A 16515-nucleotide genomic window follows, 5' to 3' on the forward strand; every position below is an offset into this window, starting at 1 on the left:
CACCCTGGGTGCTGGCCGGCGATCGATCCAGGCTTGTCCACGACCGATGACGGACACCGCCGACCTGGGAGATGCTGTGCTCGACCTGACCGTTCCGGACCTGACTGGAAAACTCGCCGTCGTGACCGGCGGCAGCGACGGGCTGGGCCTCGGCCTGGCCACCCGGCTGGCGCAGGCCGGCGCCGAGGTGGTGCTGCCGGTCCGTAACCCGGCCAAGGGCGCCGCCGCACTGGACGCCGTACGGGCCGCCGCGCCGGGCGCTGTCGTGTCGACCCGGGAACTGGACCTCGCCTCGCTGGACTCGGTGGCCGCGCTGGCCGGCACGCTGCTGGGCGAGGGCCGGCCGATCCACCTCATGATCAATAACGCGGGCGTGATGACACCCCCTACCCGGCACGTCACCGCGGAAGGCTTCGAGCTGCAACTCGGCACCAACCACCTGGGCCACTTCGCGCTGACCGGACGGCTGCTGCCGCTGCTCCGCGCCGGGCAGGCCCGGGTCACCACGATGTCGAGCAGCGCGGCCCGCTCCGGCCGGCTGGACTGGGACGACCTCCAGAGCGACCGCAGGTACGCGTCGATCCGCGCCTACAACGCCTCGAAGCTGGCGACCCTGCACTTCGGGTTGGAACTCGACCGGCGCAGTCGCGCCGGCGGCTGGGGCATCGTGAGCAACGTCGCCCACCCGGGCACCACCATGACCAACCTGTACGCGTCCGGCCCCAACCTGGGCCGCAGCCGCCCCTCGCTGCACCACTCGATCATGAGTCGGCTGGCCCGCCGGGGCTTCCTGGTGCACTCGGTGGACGCCGGGCTGCGTCCCGCCCTCTATGCGGCAACCAGCTCGCAGGCGCAGGGCGGCCGGTTCTACGGCCCGGACGGGTTGGGGCAGTTCACCGGCAAACCGACCGAGCTGGCCGTCTACCGTTCGGCGCGCAGCACCGACGACGCCGCCCGGCTCTGGATGGTTTCCGAGCGGCTGGTGGGCGTCGAGTTCTGAGCCGGAAGCGCCCCAGCGTGAACGGGGCGTCAAGAATGGGCGGTGGCCCGTCGAAACGGCGTATCGACGGGCGCTCTGCCGTCGTCCGGTGGTCACGATCGGTCCATGAGTCCTTGGCGGATGACACGCTGGGAACGCGGAGACACCCCACCCGGCACCGACAGCAACCTCGGCGAGCCCACAACCAGCGCAGAGCTGCCGGAGCGGCGGCACGAGGCGCTGGTCAGCGTCCGGCTCGGCCCGTCCGCGCCCGGCAGTCACCTGGTGGAGTACCTGCGGCACGAGCCGTGCGCGGTCGACGCCTGGTGGATCGCCGCCGACGTCGATGCCGTGATCCGCCTCTCCGCCGGCAGCATGACCGTGCTGCACCGCGCCGTGGCCGACCTGCGCCTACGCGCCGGGGTCGAGGTGACGGAGGCCAACTACATCCTCCGCGCGCTCGACCTGAGCGCGCGGGCGGACCCGCGTACCGCGGAGCCGCTCGACCTGAGCGCGCCGGCGGACCCGCGTACCGGGACGGAGACCCCGGCGTGGGCGGTGTCCGCCGCATGAGCCGCCCAGCCGGTGCCCGCCGGATCGTGGTGGGGGTGGACCGGTCGTTCGCCGGGATGCAGGCGCTTCGCCGCGCCATGCAGCTGGCCCGCCGCGACGGCGCACAACTGGACGCGGTCCGCGCGTGGGTCTTCGCGCCGACGTGGCGGCCCGGCACGCTGACCTGGCGCTGGCAGGACGAGTGCGACCGGGCGGCCCTGGTCTACCTGCGCGGTGTGTTCGACGCGGCGCTCGGTGGGGTCCCCCGAGACGTTACCGTGCGGCTGCTGGCGACCCAGGGGTACGCCGGGCAGGTGCTGGTCGACCACGCGTGCCGGGAGTCGGACCTGCTGGTCGTCGGCAGCCCGCAACGCGGCCGGTTCGGCCGATCTCGCGGCCACGTCACCCGGTACTGCGTGTCGCGGGCCGACGTGCCGGTCATCGCGGTACCCGCACCGTCCTGGGCGCGGGCCGCGACGATCCGCCGCTTCGCCCGCGATCTCGAACGATTCAGCCGATGACCGCCACCCCGGCGGCACGTGTGGAAAGGACCAACCCGACCATGGACGAGGGCCCGACAATCTACGCCGTTCCGGTGCGTGACCTGCCGGGACGGATGGTGCGGACGGTACGGACCGGCCGTTCCCCACAGGGGCAGCGGTTGGGCATCGCCTTCACCCGGCCCGAGCTGCTGGTCACCGCGATGGGCGCGGAGCAGCCGTGGGAGGAGCTCTGCGAGTCGGCACTGCGCGCCATGCTGCGCCCGCTCGGCATCGACGTGATCCAGGTCGACCCGTTGTTGGTGGCACCACCGCTGGACCCGAAGACCGCCGCCCGCCCGAAGACCGCCGCCGGTCCGATCGGTCAGGCGCGGACGAAGCGCACCGCGTCGGCGATCACGTGGCCGTTGGTGTCCTCGGTGCGGATCAACACGCTCCCCTCGGTACCCGCCGTGAACGGGTAGGTGCCCAGCGGCACCCACTGGCCGCCGGACTGCCGCTGGTCGACGGTCCGGGTGGCCACCCCGCCGGAGTACGCGACGTCCACCGGCACGTTGGTCGCCCGGTTCGGGTCGGCGGTCCAGCGCAGTTGCACGGTCCACGACCCGGAGGCGGGCAGTGTCGGGCGGAACCGCAGCCGGTTGACGCCCTTGGCGGTGTTGCCGTCGTGCTCGTAGTCCGGGCCGTAGTAGCCGCCGATGCTGGTGCTGCGCAGCCACGTCCCGGCCCGGGTGATGCCGCCGGCCGCGGCGTTGTCCAGGATCACCTCACTCGTCGATCCCCACTCCAGCACCGCCCCGTCCTGGCGCAGGCGGGCCTGCAGGGCGGGCACGGACACGGCCTGTACGGCGAGGTTCCCGCCGAGCGCCAGTGACGCGGCGGTGGCCGCCGCCTGCCCGAGGATCATGAACACCGGTTCCATCCGGATCGAGCCGTACGCGATGTGGCTCGCCGAGAGGCAGACCGGCACCAGCAGGTTGGCGCACTGCGCCTGGTGCGGCACGATCGCCCGGTAGCTCACCGGGTACGGCGACGGAACCCCGATCTGCACGTCCCCCTCGTTGCGGACCTTTCCGTCGACGACCACCCGCTGACAGTTGTGCGAGTCCATCGTGTAGCTGGCCAGACCCACCGAGTCGGTGGCGCGCACCCGGCCCCGGCAGTCGGCCTCGGTCATCACGTACGCGGAGACCATCCGGCGGGCCTCACGGATGTAGAGCAGCGGCGGCCAGCCACCCGTGCCGGTGAACTCGTCGACCGGCAGCCCCCACCGGGCGGTCGAATCACGCACCGACGCCGGCAACCGGGGATCGTTGGCCAGGAACCACATCATCCCCTGCTGGTAGCTGCGGTGCTCGGCGATGATGCTCTCCCGTGCCGCCCAACTCGCCGTCGGGTACGCGTGGTTGAAGCCGATGTGGTCGGTCGAGACCGCGCCGTTGTTGTTCGAGTCGGTCTTCCCACCGCCGATCGAGTGGGTGGTGAAGTACGGCCCGGCGTAGCCGGCCTGGATGTGGCGCAGCTGCAGCTCGTACCGGATCGGGTCGTAGTCGGACGGCTTGCCGAACGGGATCCGGTTGGCCGCCTGGGTCAGGCACATCCGGAAGCAGTACGCCTGGATCCGGTCGTCACCGCTGCCCTGCGGGGCGAGCGGGGTGGCGGATATCCCCGGCAGCAGACCACTCGTGGGTGAGCCGGCCGTCACGTACGGGTCGACCGGGTAGACGAACTGGTGGGTGTTGCGGGACTGCACCCCGTTGATCGTCTCGCCGTAGGTGTCGTTGGACTCCCGCCCGACGGTGAACCCCACCCCGGCCATGGCCAGCAGGTCGCCCTCGTAGGTGGCGTCGACGAACATGGCACCCCGGTAGATCGACCCGTCCTCGGTGCGCAGCTCGGTGACCCGGTTGCCGCTGCGGCCGAGGCCGGTCAGCCGGGCGTCGACGACCACCGGAACGCCGGCCTCGGCCAGCATCTCGGCGAAGACGGCGGTGGCTACGCGCGGTTCGAAGGTCATCCGCAGCGGGGACGTCGATGTGAGTGTTCCGCCGTGGTACTTCACGTACACCCGGCGGTAGAACTCGGCGGCCAGCCCGCCGATGGACGCCTGGACCCCGGTGTCGGTGGCACCCAGCCCGGCGGTGCTCAGCCCACCGACGTGGCTGGTGGGCTCGACCACCACGGCGGTGTGGCCGAGCCGGCGCATGGTGATCGCGGCGGCCAGCCCTCCGGAGGTGGCGCCGTAGACGACCAGGTCGGCGGTGGTGACGGCGGCTCGGGCGGGACCGGCCCGGAACGGGTCGGAGAGGCCGGCCAGGACGAGGCCGGCACCGCCGGCGGTCAGCAGTCGGCGGCGGGACAGGGGCAGGGACACGGCGAACTCCCGAGGGGTAACCGGAGGGGACGGTTACAGAAGCACGCCGCTGCCGCTGCGAACGAAATTCTTCAATCTCTATCGGCGGCTGTCAACGGGTCACGGCCGGTAGCGGTAGCCCATTCCCGGCTCGGTGATGAGGTGCCGGGGTCGGGCCGGGTCGTCCTCCAGCTTGCGTCGGAGCTGGGCCAGGTACTGCCGCAGGTAGTTGGTCTCGTTCTGGTATTCCGGCCCCCACACGTCCTGGAGGAGTTGACGCTGGCTGACCAGCTTGCCGGGGTGGCGCAGCAACTTCTCCAGCACACTCCACTGGGTGGGGGTCAGCTTCACCTCGGTGCCGTCGTCGCGCCGCACACTGTGGTCGGCCAGGTCGACGGTGTGCTGGCCGATCCGCAGCGCCGGAACCGACTCGCTGGGCGCGCCGAGCCGGCGGGTCACGGCGCGGATGCGGGCCAGCAGTTCCTCCACCCCGAACGGCTTCGTGACGTAGTCGTCGGCGCCCGCGTCTAGCGCCGCGACCTTGTCCTCGCTGCCGGCCCTTCCGGAGAGCACGATGATCGGCACGGCGGTCCAGCCGCGCAGGCCGCGGATCACCTCCACCCCGTCGATGTCGGGAAGGCCGAGGTCCAGCACCACCAGGTCGGGCGGGTGGCTGGCGGCGGCCCTCAACGCGGCGGCCCCGGTCGCGGCGACGTCCACGTCGTAGCGGCGGGCGCGCAGATTGATCCGCAGGGCACGCAGGATCTGCGGTTCGTCGTCGACGACCAGGATGCGCGTCATTCCTGCGGCCCCTCCGAGCTGGTCTGCACGGCGGCCGGCAGCCGCAGCACCATGGTGAGCCCACCGCCGGGTGTGGTCTCCGGGGTGATGCTGCCACCCATCGCCTCGGCCAGGCCCCGGGACAGGGCAAGACCGAGGCCGACGCCGGTCTGGTTGTCCCGGTCGCCGAGGCGTTGGAACGGCAGGAAGACGTGCTCCCACTGGTCCTCCGGGATGCCCGGACCCCGGTCGATCACCCGCAGCTCCACCTGGCCGGCGTGCGCGCTGGCAGTGATCGTCGGAGGCTGGTCCGGCGGGCTGTAGCGCAGCGCGTTGGCGACGATGTTGACAAGTACCCGTTCCAGCAGGCCCGGGTCGGCGGTGGCGGCCGGCAGGTCGGCCGGGATGTCCGTACCGACGGTCGCGGCCACCGGGCCAAGTTCGTCCAACGCCAGGGGTACGGCGTCCTCCAGGCCGATCGCCGTCGCCGAGATGCCCAGCACGCCCGCCTGGAGCCGGCTCATGTCGAGCAGGTTGCCGACCAGCCGGGCGAGCCGGTCCAGCGACTCCTCGGCGGTCTCCAACAGCTCCTCGCGGTCGGACTCGTCGAACTCGATGTCCTGGCTGCGCAGGCTGGTCACCGCCGCCTTCGCCGACGCCAGTGGCGTACGCAGGTCGTGGCTGACCGCCGCGAGCAGCGCGGTGCGCATCCGGTCGGCGGCGGCGAGGGGCCGGGCGGTGGCGGCCTCCTCGGCGAGCCGTTCCTGGCGCAGCGCGACGGCGGCCTGGGCGGCGAACGCCTCGACGATGCGCCGGTCGGCGGCCTCCAGTCGTCGACCGCAGAGCACGACGGTGATCCGGTCGTCGACCGGTACCGTCGTCTCGCCGCCCTCGGGGGTACAGGGCGGGCTCTCACCGACGCTGGCCACCACGCCCCAGGCGTGCTCCTCGCGGGCCCGCTCCGGACGCCCACCGGCCTCCTCGGCCAACTCCAGCACGCTCACCGCGCGCAGCCCGAAGGTCTCCCGGAGCTGTTCCAGCAGGGCGGGCAGCGGGCGTTCGCCGCGCAGCACGCCACCGGCGATGGCGGCGAGGGTCTGCGCGTCGGCGGCGGCGCGGGCGGCCTCGCGGGTACGCCGGGCGGCCACGTCGACGATCCAGCTCACCGCGAGCGCCACCCCCACGAAGACGGCCAGGGCGAGCAGGTTGTCCGCCTCGGCGATGGTCAGCGTCCGGTACGGCGGGGTGAAGAACCAGTTGAGCAGCAGGGTGCCGCCGAGCGCGGCGACCAGGGCCGGCCACACGCCGCCGACCAGCGCGACACCGACGACCCCGGCGAGGAAGAGCAGGATGTCGTTGGTCAGCGTCAGGTCGGGCAGGGTCTTCAGCAGCAGGGTGAGCAGCGGCATGCCCAGCACGGCCAGGCCGAAGCCGAGCAACCGGCGTCGTCGGGACAGCGCCGCCGGCACGGCTGCCGCCCGGCGGCCCTTTCCGGCCTCCTTGTGGGTGACCAGGTGCACGTCGATCGCCCCGGAGAGCGCGGTGGTGGTCACCCCGACTCCGCGGGAGAAGATCTGCGCGAAGCGGCCCCGCCGGCTGGCGCCGAGCACCAGTTGGGTGGCGTTCACCCCCTGGGCGAAGTCCAGCAGCGCGGCCGGCACGTCGGTGCCGAGCACCTGGTGGTACGTGCCGCCGAGGCTCTCGACGAGGACCCGCTGGCGGGCCAGCTGGGCCGGGTCGGCGCCGGCCAGGCCGTCGCTGCGGGCCACGTGCACGGCGAGCAGGTCGGCGCCCTTGCTGCGGGCGGCGATCCGGGCTGCCCGGCGGATCAGCGTCTCGCCCTCCGGGCCGCCGGTCAGCGCGACCACGACCCGTTCCCGAGCCTCCCAGGTGGCGGCGATCCCCTGCTGGCTGCGGTACCGGTCGAGCTGCTCGTCGACCTTGTCGGCCAGCCAGAGCAGCGCCAGCTCGCGCAGCGCGGTGAGGTTGCCGACCCGGAAGTAGTTGCCCAGCGCGGCATCGATCTTGTCGGGTCGGTAGATGTTGCCGTGTGCCATCCGCCGACGTAGCGCCTCGGGGGTCATGTCGACCAGCTCGACCTGCTCGGCGGCACGGACGATCTCGTCCGGCACGGTCTCCCGCTGGGTGGTGCCGGTGATCTGTGCGACCACGTCGTTGACCGACTCAAGATGCTGCACGTTGACCGTGGACAGCACGTCGATCCCCGCGTCGAGCAGCTCCTGGACGTCCTGCCAGCGCTTGTCGTGCCGAGAACCTGGCACGTTGGTGTGCGCCAGCTCGTCCACCACCGCGATCTCCGGCCGACGGGCCAGCACCGCGTCCAGGTCCATCTCGGTGAATTCGACGCCCCGGTACTCCATCGCGCGGCGGGGCACCTCCTCCAGGTCGCCGAGCATCGCGGCGGTGTGCTGGCGACCGTGGGTCTCCACGAAGCCGATCACCACGTCGGTGCCGCGCGCGGCTCGCCGCTGGGCCTCCTCCAACATGGCGTACGTCTTGCCGACGCCGGGGGCGGCTCCGAGATAGATGCGCAGTTCTCCGCGTGGCACGGGGACCATCCTCTCAATCTCGAAGGAAGGGCCCCTTATTAACGCCTGGCGTTAATAAGGGGCCCTTCCTTTCACGCTCAGCGGGCGGTGAACTGCTTGTCGAGGGCGAGGTTGAGCTCCAGCACGTTGACGCCGGGCTCACCCATGAATCCCAGCGCCCGCCCGTCGGTGTGCTCCTGCACCAGCTTGCGGACCGCCGCCGGGTCCGCGCCGCGCTCCCGCGCGACCCGGTTCACCTGCAACTCGGCGTACGCCGGGCTGATCTGCGGGTCGAGACCGCTGGCGCTGGCGGTGACCGCGTCGGCGGGCACCGCCGGGTCGGCGGGCGCGTCGCCCCGGATCGGGGTGACCACCCCGCCGGCGGCCACGTAGTCCTCGCCCGGCTGGGCCAGTTCCACCGTGACCCCCTCGTAGGAGGAGACGAAGGGCGTTGCCGGGGCGGCCTGGTTGACGCTGACCACCCGGGTGACCGGACCGGTCAGACCGTCGGCGCGGAAGACCGCGAGCACGGCACCCACCCCGTCGTCGGTGCAGTACGGGCGCCGGCCGTCGACGCCGTTCAGCTCGCCGACGGACTTGCTGCGCCCGCACACCTGGGTGAGCAGGCTCTCGCTGGACTCCTCCGGGTCGGTGGCGATCGTGTCGACCACGCTCTCCGGGCCCAGGTTGCTGGCCGAGGTGGAGGTCGGGTCGTAGCCGTCGCCGGCGGCGGAGGGACGGGACTGGAAGTAGCGGGCGACGGGGTTGCCGTCCGCGTCGGTGAAGGACTGGCCGATCAGCGCGCTGCCGACGGTGTTCCCGCCCACGGTGATCAACGAGCCGTCGGCCTTGTGGTTGAGGCCGGGCAGCTGACCGAGCGCTACCAGAGCCAGCGGGTAGACCAGGCCGAGCAGCACCGTGAAGACGAGTACGGCGCGAAGGGCGGCGAGGTGTTGGGCGATCCAGGTGGGTAGGCGCATCACGAAATCCCCGGGATGAACTGGATGAGCAGGTCGATGAGCTTGATCCCGATGAACGGCACGATGATGCCGCCCAGCCCGTACACCAGCAGGTTGCGGCTGAGCAGCTTCGACGCGGCGGCCGGCCGGTACCGCACGCCGCGTAGGGCGAGCGGGATCAGCGCGATGATCACCAGGGCGTTGAAGATGACGGCGGACAGGATCGCCGACTCCGGGCTGGCCAACCGCATGATGTTCAGCGCGTCCAGGCTCGGGTAGAGGCCGGCGAACATGGCCGGAATGATCGCGAAGTACTTCGCGATGTCGTTGGAGATGCTGAACGTCGTCAGCGCACCCCTGGTGATCAGCAACTGCTTGCCGATCTCCACGATCTCGATCAGCTTGGTCGGGTCGGAGTCGAGGTCGACCATGTTGCCGGCCTCCTTGGCGGCCGACGTGCCGGTGTTCATGGCCACGCCGACGTCGGCCTGGGCGAGCGCCGGGGCGTCGTTGGTGCCGTCACCGGTCATCGCGACCAGCCGGCCGCCCTCCTGCTCCCGCTTGATCAGCGCGAGCTTGTCCTCCGGCGTCGCCTCGGCCAGGAAGTCGTCCACCCCGGCCTCGTCGGCGATCGCCTTGGCGGTACGCGGGTTGTCGCCGGTGATCATCACGGTCCGGATGCCCATCCGGCGCATCTCGTCGAACCGCTCCCGCATGCCGGACTTGACGACGTCCTTGAGGTGGATGACGCCCAGGGCGCGGGCCGGCTCACCGTCGACGTGCTCGGCGACGACCAGCGGCGTACCGCCGGTGCTGCTGATCCCGTCCACGATCTCGCCGACCTGCTCGGTCGGGTGACCGCCGTTCTCCCGTACCCACTTCATCACCGCGGCGGCGGCACCCTTGCGGACCCGGCGGGCCGTGCCCACCGCGCCGCCGTCCACGCTGGCGTCCGGAGTCAGGTCGACGCCGCTCATCCGGGTCTGCGCGGTGAACGGCACGAAGGTGGCGTGCGGCATCACGCCCGGCTCACGCTCGCGCAGCCCGAACTCGTTCTTCGCCAGGACGACCACCGAGCGCCCCTCCGGGGTCTCGTCGGCCAAGCTGGACAGTTGCGCGGCGTCGGCCAGGGTCGCGGCGTCGACCCCCTCGACCGGTACGAACTCGGCGGCCTGCCGGTTGCCCAGCGTGATGGTGCCGGTCTTGTCCAGCAGCAGGGTGTTGACGTCGCCGGCCGCCTCGACGGCCCGGCCGCTCATGGCCAGGACGTTGCGCTGCACCAGCCGGTCCATGCCGGCGATGCCGATGGCGGAGAGCAGCGCGCCGATGGTGGTGGGGATCAGGCAGACCAGCAGCGAGATCAGCACCACGCCTGTCACACCGGAGTCGGTGATCGCCCCGCTGTTCGGCGCGGCCGCCTGGTACGCCTTGGAGAAGATCGCCAGCGGCTGGAGGGTGACGACGGCCAGCAGGAAGATGACCGTGAGCGCGGCGAGCAGGATGTTCAGCGCGATCTCGTTCGGCGTCTTCTGCCGGTTGGCACCCTCGACCAGGGCGATCATCCGGTCGATGAAGCTCTCCCCCGGCTTCTGGGTGATCTTCACGATGATCTGGTCGGAGAGCACCTTGGTGCCGCCGGTGACCGCGCTGCGGTCTCCACCGGACTCGCGGATGACCGGGGCCGACTCGCCGGTGATGGCCGACTCGTCGACGCTGGCGATGCCCTCGACGATGTCGCCGTCGCCGGGAATGATGCCGCCCGCCTCGACGAGCACGACGTCGCCCTGACGCAGGTCGGGCGCGGGCACCGCCTCGTCGCGGTAGGTGTTGGCCCGCGCGCCCGGCTTCCAGTCGATCAGCCGGGTGGCGATGGTGTCCTTCTTCGCCTGCCGCAGGGTCGCGGCCTGGGCCTTGCCCCGACCCTCGGCGACCGCCTCGGCCAGGTTGGCGAAGACCACTGTCAACCAGAGCCAGATGGTGATCGCCCAGGCGAACACCGACGGGTCGGTCACCGCCAGGACGGTGGTGAAGGCCGCACCGACCTCCACGATCAGCATCACCGGGTTGCGCCACAGGGTGGTCGGGTTGAGCTTGCGCACCGCGTCCGGCAGGGACCGGATCAACTGCTGGGGGTCGAGCAGGCCCCCGCCGATCCGGTTGCCCTGGGTGGCCGGCGTACCGGGCAGCTGCTCTGTTGGGGCGGACGTGACGGACATGTCCTCGTTCCTCATGATGGTCAGAGCCCCTCTGCCAGCGGGCCGAGCGCCAGCGCGGGCAGGAAGGTCAGCGCGACGAGGACCACCGTGACGCCGACGACCATCCCGATGAACAGCGGTCGGTGGGTCGGCAGGGTGCCCTCGGACGCGGGGGTGGGTGCCTGGCGGGCCAGCGAGCCGGCCAACGCGAGCACGAAGATGATCGGCAGGAACCGGCCGAGCAGCATGCACAACCCGAGCGCGGTGTTCCACCAGGCCGTGTTGACCGTGATGCCGGCGAAGGCCGAGCCGTTGTTGTTGCTGGCCGAGGTGAACGCGTACAGGACCTCGGAGAGGCCGTGCGGGCCGACGTTGAGCGCGGTCGAGTTGTTGCCGGTGGCGAACGCGGACGCCGTACCGACGAGCACCAGGATCGGCGTGATCAGGAAGTAGAGCGAGGCGAACTTGATCTCCCGCGAGCTGATCTTCTTGCCCAGGTACTCGGGGGTGCGGCCGACCATCAGGCCAGCCACGAAGACCGTGATCACCGCGAGGATGAGCAGGCCGTAGAGACCGGAACCGGTGCCACCGGGCGCGACCTCGCCGAGCATCATGTTGACCATGGCCATCATGCCGCCGAGCGAGGTGAACGAGTCGTGGAACGAGTTCACCGCGCCGGTCGAGGTGAGCGTGGTGGCGGCGGCGAAGGTGGCCGAGTTCGACACGTCGAACCGCACCTCCTTGCCCTCCATCGCCGCGCCGACCGCCTGCGGGACCGTGCCGTGGCCAGCCAGCTCGAAGATGTTGGTGATGGCGACGCTGGCGAACGCGAGGATGCCCATCACCGCGGCGATGGCGTAGCCCTGCCGGTTCTGCCCGACCATCCGGCCGAAGACCCGGGGCAGGCTGAACGGGATCAGCAGGAGCAGGAAGATCTCCAGCCAGTTCGTCCAGGTGGTGGGGTTCTCGAACGGGTGCGCGCTGTTGACGTTGTAGAAGCCGCCGCCGTTGGTGCCCAGCTCCTTGATCACTTCCTGGCTGGCGACCGGACCACCGGTGATGGTCTGGGTGCCGCCGGTCAACGTGGTCACGTCGGTGCCGGCGGACAGGTTCTGCACCACCCCGCCGATCATCAGCACGATGGCGCCGAGGACCGCGATCGGCACCAGGATGCGCAGCACGATCCGGGTCAGGTCGACCCAGAAGTTGCCGAGCTGCCCGGTGCGGCTGCGGGCGAAGCCCCGTACCAGCGCCACCGCCACCGCGATGCCGACGGCCGCCGAGGTGAAGTTCTGCACGGCCAGGCCGGCCATCTGCACCAGGTGACCCATCGTCGACTCACCCGAGTACCACTGCCAGTTCGTGTTGGTCACGAACGAGACGGCCGTGTTCCAGGCGCCGTGGGTCATCACCGGGTCCAGGCCGAGGGACAGCCACAGGTGGTTCTGCACCCGCTGGAACAGGTACAGGAACAGGATGGAGACCGCGGAGAACGCCAGCACGCTGCGGGCGTACACGCCCCAGGTCTGCTCGGCGGCCGGGTTGACCCCGACGAGTCGGTAGATGCCCCGCTCGACCCGCGACTGTTTGGTGCCGGAGACCGCCCGGAACATGTAGTCGCCGAACGGCTTGTAGACGGCGACCAGGGCGGCCACCAGCGTCAGCACGAAGATGACGCCCGCTGTTGTCATGGTCATCAGAAGCGCTCCGGGAACAGCAGGGCGAACACCAGGAACGCGCCCAGGACGATCGCGAGCACCAGACCGACGGCGTTGACCGCGTTCACAGCTTCTCCACCGCCCGGACCACCAGGGCGAGCACTGCGAACAGCGCCACCGTCAGGACCACGAACACCACGTCAGACACGCTGACTCCTCATACCGGAAAGGTTCGTCGCGACCGCCTTCCGGTCGCGCCGGGCAATCAAAGCCCCACCACCCGCCGGACGGCAGGGGTCATAACGCGACCATGACGGTGGCGAACCGTTTCTTGACGTGGTTTTCACACCCACCCACTGAACAGGTGAAATGCGGCACAAAACCCCCCGGTGGTCCGCGAGGTCAAGACCAGTTGTCCGTCCTTTGCTCTGCACCCCCGGAGGCACCAGCTACAGACCGTGAGTGTCGCCTCCGCGGCTGCAGAGCAAAGGACGCGCGAGAGAGACAATGCGCGGCCGCATGGTGCGGCGGGGTGGAGGTACGCGGCCGGGTCAGGCCGGGCGGCGGGCCACCAGCACGTCCCGCATGATCGACTGGTCCACCCGGTGCCGCAGCGCGAGGTAGGGCTCGTCGTCGACCACGGTCAGGCCCGCGTCGGCCAGGGCAGCCGCAGCGTCGTCGCGGCTGGCGACGTGGGTGTTCCAGGAGATACCGAGCGCGCCGCCGGGACGCAGCAACCGCGCCCAGACCGGCGCGGCGTCCGCGAGCAACGCCAGCGGGTCGCGGGTCAACCCACGGTCGGCGGTACGACTGCCGTGCTGCACGCCGTACGGCGCGTCGGCGACCACCAGGTCCACGGTTTCCGGACGGAAGAACTCCGCCGACCGGGCGGTGTCGGCGTTCACCACGTCCAGCAGCTGCGTCCGGCCGGCCTTGTGCTCCTCGCGGGTCGGCGCCAGCTCGATCCGCACCCGTCGGCCGACCACCTTGCGCTCCCGGCGCACGGGCCCCGACTCCAGCACCCGGTGCTTGACCCGCTTCTGCTTCAGCCAGGTGGTGATGAACGCCCGGTACGCCTCGACGTCCTTCTGGTCACGCTCGATTCCGGCGGCGTCGAAGCCGTACATCAGCGCCTGGTTGAGCGTGGTGCCCCGGCCGCAGAGCGGGTCGAGCACCCGGAACCGTCGGCTGGTCAACTCGGTGGCCCAGTCCGAGGCGAGCAGGGTGACATTGAGCAGCAGCTTGGTGAACTGCTCGTTGGTCTTGCCCGGGTACTTCTGGATGGTGAGCAGGTCGTCGTCGTAGCGGTCCAGCCGGCTCCACTCGATCGGACGCAGCAACTCGCCGACGATCTCGAACAGCGCGTACCCGGCGGAGAGGTTGCCCAGGACGGCCAGGTCACGCTCGGTCAGCCCGTCGCCGGTGAACGTGACGTAGGACGCCCCACCAACGACCTCGGTGTCCAACTCGCCGATCCGACCGTCGAGCGCCGAGCGGCCGAAGATCTCCAGCTCGGCTCGGGTGAGATCGACGGCGGAGCGGGCGTACACCCGGTTGGTAGCGGGCAGGATCAGCAGGCCGTAGCGCGTCATGGTCCGGCGAGTATTCCACAACGGGTGACGGTCGCCGGGAACCGGAGCGGCTGTCGGAGCGACTACTGATACATGGGGTGTGAGCAGTGGCGGGAGGTCCTGTCCGCGCAGTTGGACGGGGAGGAGACCGCCGCCGAACGGACGGCGGCGCAGGGGCACCTTGACGGGTGTGCCGATTGCCGGGCCTGGTTCACGGCGGCGGCTGCGGTGACGCGTCGGGTTCGTACCCGTCTGGTCACCGATGTGCCCGACCGGACCGCGGCGATCCTGGCCGCCACCGCGGCGGCCCCGCCGCCCCGGCGGTCGTGGTGGCGGCGCCTGGGCGGGCGTGGCCCCCTGGTCGCCGGGCTACGCGCGGCGCTCGGCCTGCTCGGCGCGGTGCAGTTGGTGCTCGGTCTGGCCCAGGTGGGCCGGGGCGCGACCGCCGACCACCTGCACCCCACCGGCCAGCACCTGTGGCACGAGTCGGCCGCCTGGAACGTGGCGGTCGGTGCCGGCTTCCTCTTCGTGGCGGTACGCCGCACCCCGCCGGCCGGGCTGCTGCCGATGCTCAGCGCGTTCGTCGGCACGTTGCTGCTGCTCTCGGTAAACGACCTGGCCACTGGCTCGGTGGGCGGCGAGCGACTGGTCAGCCACGGCTTCCTGGTGGTCGGCTACCTGATCACCGTGCTGCTGTCCCGGCCCGGTCTGCGCCCCGGTGGGCCCGCGCCGCAACGGCAGTCGGCGCCGTCACGCTGGCGATTCGGTACGGAGGAGGTCGACCGACCGTTGCGGGTGGTCCGGTCCGAGCCCTACCCGGCGCAGGCCGCCGACCGTTACCCGGCCCCAGCCGCAGACGCCGGTGCAGCACGTGCCGGTCAGGCAGCACGTGCTGATCGGCGCGTTGCCTGAGCCGTGCAACGGCCACAAGCCGTCCGGCCACCTGACAGCGTGAGTCCCGGCGAGGGCCGGCCTTCCGTCAAGGAAGACCGGCCCCGCACCTGTTTTCAACAACTCGGCTCAGTGGTGGGCAACCGGCCAGACATCAGAGACGACGGCCGAGTCGGATCCCACCGTTGTCAGGCCTAGCAGGCGGGGATGTCGGTGGCGCGTTCGTAGGCCAACGTGCCCACCACGGCTGGGCTAGAACCGTTGCGGGAGACCGTCACCAGAAGACCGCCACCAGGCTTGTACATCGACGAGGTGAGCCGCACGCTCGGAGACTTCTTGAACGAGTCAATCGTGAGGCGGCGGGGAGCGTCCTCGAGTGAGCATTGCGCTTCGCCGTTGACCACCTTCCCCGTGATGCCCGCCTCGTTGAGCGCTTTGGTCGCGGCGGCCGGGTCGACAACGTCACGGGCGGTGAACGTCACGCTGCCATCGCCGTTGTTCGTGACGGTGAACGCCACCGGCACCGTGGCGAGCCCGGCTGCGCTCTGTGCGGTGCCGCTCGCCGGCCCCGACCCCGACGACAGCACCGCCGGGGCCACCGCCACCGCCGCCATGCCCGCCAGCACGGCGAACCCCGCCGCTAGCGCGATGGGCGCCCGACGCGGCCGGACCGCACCGACAACCGGGCTGCGCTCCTGCGCCGCGTCCAGGGCTGCCAGTTCGTCGCCCAGCCGAAGTTCGAAGCCCGTCAGGGTCTCCTGCTTGTGCTCGTTCATCAATTCCCTCCTGAAGTATTCAACGCTTTTTCCCTGGCCCGCACCGGTGTCGCCGAATGGCTGCCGGTGTTGGTCGCCAACTGCGCGCGCAGCCGTTGACGTGCCCTCGCGAGGCGTACGCGGACGGCGATCTGATTGATGCCCAACGCGGCCGCGATATCGGCCGCCTTGAGCCCGTCCACCCCGCTAAGCTCAAGCACCCGACGATCGGCGTCGCTGAGCTGCCGTATCGCGGCATACACGCGACGCACCTCGGCTGCGGCGTCGATCCGCTGCTCGACGCGCTGGTAGTCGTCGGCGTCCAGCAACGCACGTCCGGACACGCGCTGCTCGACGTCGGCCTGCCGGAATCTGTCCCGGTGCATGGCCGCTGCCACGTTGCCCGCGACACCGAACAGCCACGACACGGCGTTGCCACGCCGCGCGTCGAACCCACTCGCCGACTTGAGCACCTCGAGGAAGACCGAGGCCACGAAATCGGCCACGTCCTCGGCGCGGTTGAATCGCCGTACGCCCATGCCCGTGATCTTCGCGACGTGACGCCGGTAGAATTCGTCCAAGGCGCCGGGACCTGCCGCCACCGCGACAAGTAGCTCCTCGTCGCTGAGCTGCCTCATGTCACCTCCCGTCGAGACCCGCATCTGGCAGGCCCCATGAACGAGTTGTCGACCGGAGCGACACCGTTACAGAGAAACTTCGGATTCTTTCTCGCGCTCCCCATCGGGGGTGCCGCCCTCAGGTCGAGCCGGGGC

Annotated in this window: 15 protein-coding genes; 5 read left to right on the plus strand and 10 right to left on the minus strand. The window is 70.9% G+C overall.

Annotation, left to right across the window (positions count from 1 at the left end; all coding sequences use genetic code 11):
- Nucleotides 1–46: 46 nt before the first annotated feature.
- The 4 genes from ABGB10_RS20825 (at nucleotide 47) to ABGB10_RS20840 (ending at nucleotide 2495) form a co-directional block, all read left to right on the plus strand.
- Entirely contained in the window at nucleotides 47–1000 is a 954-nt protein-coding gene (locus ABGB10_RS20825) for an SDR family oxidoreductase (RefSeq protein WP_347662545.1), read from the plus strand.
- A 105-nt stretch (nucleotides 1001–1105) separates the two neighbouring features.
- Nucleotides 1106–1552, plus strand: coding sequence for a hypothetical protein (locus tag ABGB10_RS20830; protein WP_347662546.1), 447 nt, complete (start codon nucleotides 1106–1108; stop codon nucleotides 1550–1552).
- Entirely contained in the window at nucleotides 1549–2052 is a 504-nt protein-coding gene (locus ABGB10_RS20835) for a universal stress protein (RefSeq protein ID WP_347662547.1), read from the plus strand. The genes ABGB10_RS20830 and ABGB10_RS20835 overlap by 4 nt, the downstream gene beginning before the upstream one ends.
- On the plus strand, nucleotides 2049–2495 hold the full coding sequence (locus ABGB10_RS20840) for an SAV_915 family protein (protein WP_347662548.1): 447 nt from the start codon (nucleotides 2049–2051) through the stop codon (nucleotides 2493–2495). Before ABGB10_RS20835 ends, ABGB10_RS20840 begins: the two co-directional genes overlap by 4 nt.
- On the opposite strand, the gene ABGB10_RS20845 is transcribed toward ABGB10_RS20840, so the two are convergent.
- The 8 genes from ABGB10_RS20845 to ABGB10_RS20880 all read right to left on the minus strand — a co-directional run bounded on the left by ABGB10_RS20845 (nucleotide 2396) and on the right by ABGB10_RS20880 (nucleotide 14117).
- Entirely contained in the window at nucleotides 2396–4405 is a 2010-nt protein-coding gene (locus ABGB10_RS20845; protein WP_347662549.1) for an FAD-dependent oxidoreductase, read from the minus strand. The genes ABGB10_RS20840 and ABGB10_RS20845 overlap by 100 nt on opposite strands.
- A gap of 99 nt (nucleotides 4406–4504) precedes the next feature.
- A complete protein-coding gene (locus ABGB10_RS20850) occupies nucleotides 4505–5185 on the minus strand; it encodes a response regulator (protein ID WP_347662550.1) in 681 nt (226 codons plus the stop codon).
- Entirely contained in the window at nucleotides 5182–7734 is a 2553-nt protein-coding gene (locus tag ABGB10_RS20855; RefSeq protein ID WP_347662551.1) for a DUF4118 domain-containing protein, read from the minus strand. Before ABGB10_RS20855 ends, ABGB10_RS20850 begins: the two co-directional genes overlap by 4 nt.
- A 77-nt stretch (nucleotides 7735–7811) precedes the next feature.
- Nucleotides 7812–8693, minus strand: coding sequence for a potassium-transporting ATPase subunit C (locus tag ABGB10_RS20860; protein WP_347662552.1), 882 nt, complete (start codon nucleotides 8691–8693; stop codon nucleotides 7812–7814).
- The gene (kdpB, locus tag ABGB10_RS20865) at nucleotides 8693–10888 is read right to left on the minus strand and encodes a potassium-transporting ATPase subunit KdpB (protein ID WP_347662553.1); all 2196 of its coding nucleotides are present in this window, start codon (nucleotides 10886–10888) and stop codon (nucleotides 8693–8695) included. The genes ABGB10_RS20860 and kdpB overlap by 1 nt, the downstream gene beginning before the upstream one ends.
- A gap of 20 nt (nucleotides 10889–10908) precedes the next feature.
- On the minus strand, nucleotides 10909–12564 hold the full coding sequence (gene kdpA / locus ABGB10_RS20870) for a potassium-transporting ATPase subunit KdpA (RefSeq protein ID WP_347662554.1): 1656 nt from the start codon (nucleotides 12562–12564) through the stop codon (nucleotides 10909–10911).
- Nucleotides 12564–12653 (minus strand): K(+)-transporting ATPase subunit F, encoded by a 90-nt coding sequence (gene kdpF, locus ABGB10_RS20875; protein ID WP_036390805.1) that lies wholly within the window; start codon nucleotides 12651–12653, stop codon nucleotides 12564–12566. The genes kdpA and kdpF overlap by 1 nt, the downstream gene beginning before the upstream one ends.
- Nucleotides 12654–13076: 423 nt before the next feature.
- Nucleotides 13077–14117, minus strand: a complete 1041-nt coding sequence (locus ABGB10_RS20880; RefSeq protein ID WP_347662556.1) for an SAM-dependent methyltransferase — start codon at nucleotides 14115–14117, stop codon at nucleotides 13077–13079.
- Between the two features lie 72 nt (nucleotides 14118–14189).
- On the opposite strand from ABGB10_RS20880, the gene ABGB10_RS20885 reads away from it, so the two are divergent.
- Complete coding sequence (locus ABGB10_RS20885; protein WP_347662557.1) at nucleotides 14190–15008, plus strand: zf-HC2 domain-containing protein; 819 nt, start codon at nucleotides 14190–14192, stop codon at nucleotides 15006–15008.
- A gap of 173 nt (nucleotides 15009–15181) precedes the next feature.
- Here the strand turns inward: ABGB10_RS20885 and ABGB10_RS20890 are convergent, their stop codons facing one another.
- The gene (locus ABGB10_RS20890) at nucleotides 15182–15763 is read right to left on the minus strand and encodes a hypothetical protein (RefSeq protein ID WP_347662558.1); all 582 of its coding nucleotides are present in this window, start codon (nucleotides 15761–15763) and stop codon (nucleotides 15182–15184) included.
- Nucleotides 15763–16380 (minus strand): sigma-70 family RNA polymerase sigma factor, encoded by a 618-nt coding sequence (locus ABGB10_RS20895; RefSeq protein ID WP_347662559.1) that lies wholly within the window; start codon nucleotides 16378–16380, stop codon nucleotides 15763–15765. The genes ABGB10_RS20890 and ABGB10_RS20895 overlap by 1 nt, the downstream gene beginning before the upstream one ends.
- Nucleotides 16381–16515: the final 135 nt, after the last annotated feature.

Source organism: Micromonospora sp. B9E7, assembly GCF_039871815.1.
GTDB lineage: Bacteria > Actinomycetota > Actinomycetes > Mycobacteriales > Micromonosporaceae > Micromonospora.

Bases quoted from the DNA above. Each gene is read 5' to 3' on its own strand.
- ABGB10_RS20895 (WP_347662559.1), bottom strand. From the start codon at position 16,380: ATGAGGCAGCTCAGCGACGAGGAGCTACTTGTCGCGGTGGCGGCAGGT.
- kdpB (WP_347662553.1), bottom strand. From the start codon at position 10,888: ATGTCCGTCACGTCCGCCCCAACAGAGCAGCTGCCCGGTACGCCGGCC.
- ABGB10_RS20885 (WP_347662557.1), top strand. From the start codon at position 14,190: ATGGGGTGTGAGCAGTGGCGGGAGGTCCTGTCCGCGCAGTTGGACGGG.
- ABGB10_RS20830 (WP_347662546.1), top strand. From the start codon at position 1,106: ATGAGTCCTTGGCGGATGACACGCTGGGAACGCGGAGACACCCCACCC.
- ABGB10_RS20825 (WP_347662545.1), top strand. From the start codon at position 47: ATGACGGACACCGCCGACCTGGGAGATGCTGTGCTCGACCTGACCGTT.
- ABGB10_RS20860 (WP_347662552.1), bottom strand. From the start codon at position 8,693: ATGCGCCTACCCACCTGGATCGCCCAACACCTCGCCGCCCTTCGCGCC.
- ABGB10_RS20880 (WP_347662556.1), bottom strand. From the start codon at position 14,117: ATGACGCGCTACGGCCTGCTGATCCTGCCCGCTACCAACCGGGTGTAC.
- kdpA (WP_347662554.1), bottom strand. From the start codon at position 12,564: ATGACCATGACAACAGCGGGCGTCATCTTCGTGCTGACGCTGGTGGCC.
- ABGB10_RS20840 (WP_347662548.1), top strand. From the start codon at position 2,049: ATGACCGCCACCCCGGCGGCACGTGTGGAAAGGACCAACCCGACCATG.
- ABGB10_RS20835 (WP_347662547.1), top strand. From the start codon at position 1,549: ATGAGCCGCCCAGCCGGTGCCCGCCGGATCGTGGTGGGGGTGGACCGG.
- ABGB10_RS20890 (WP_347662558.1), bottom strand. From the start codon at position 15,763: ATGAACGAGCACAAGCAGGAGACCCTGACGGGCTTCGAACTTCGGCTG.
- ABGB10_RS20850 (WP_347662550.1), bottom strand. From the start codon at position 5,185: ATGACGCGCATCCTGGTCGTCGACGACGAACCGCAGATCCTGCGTGCC.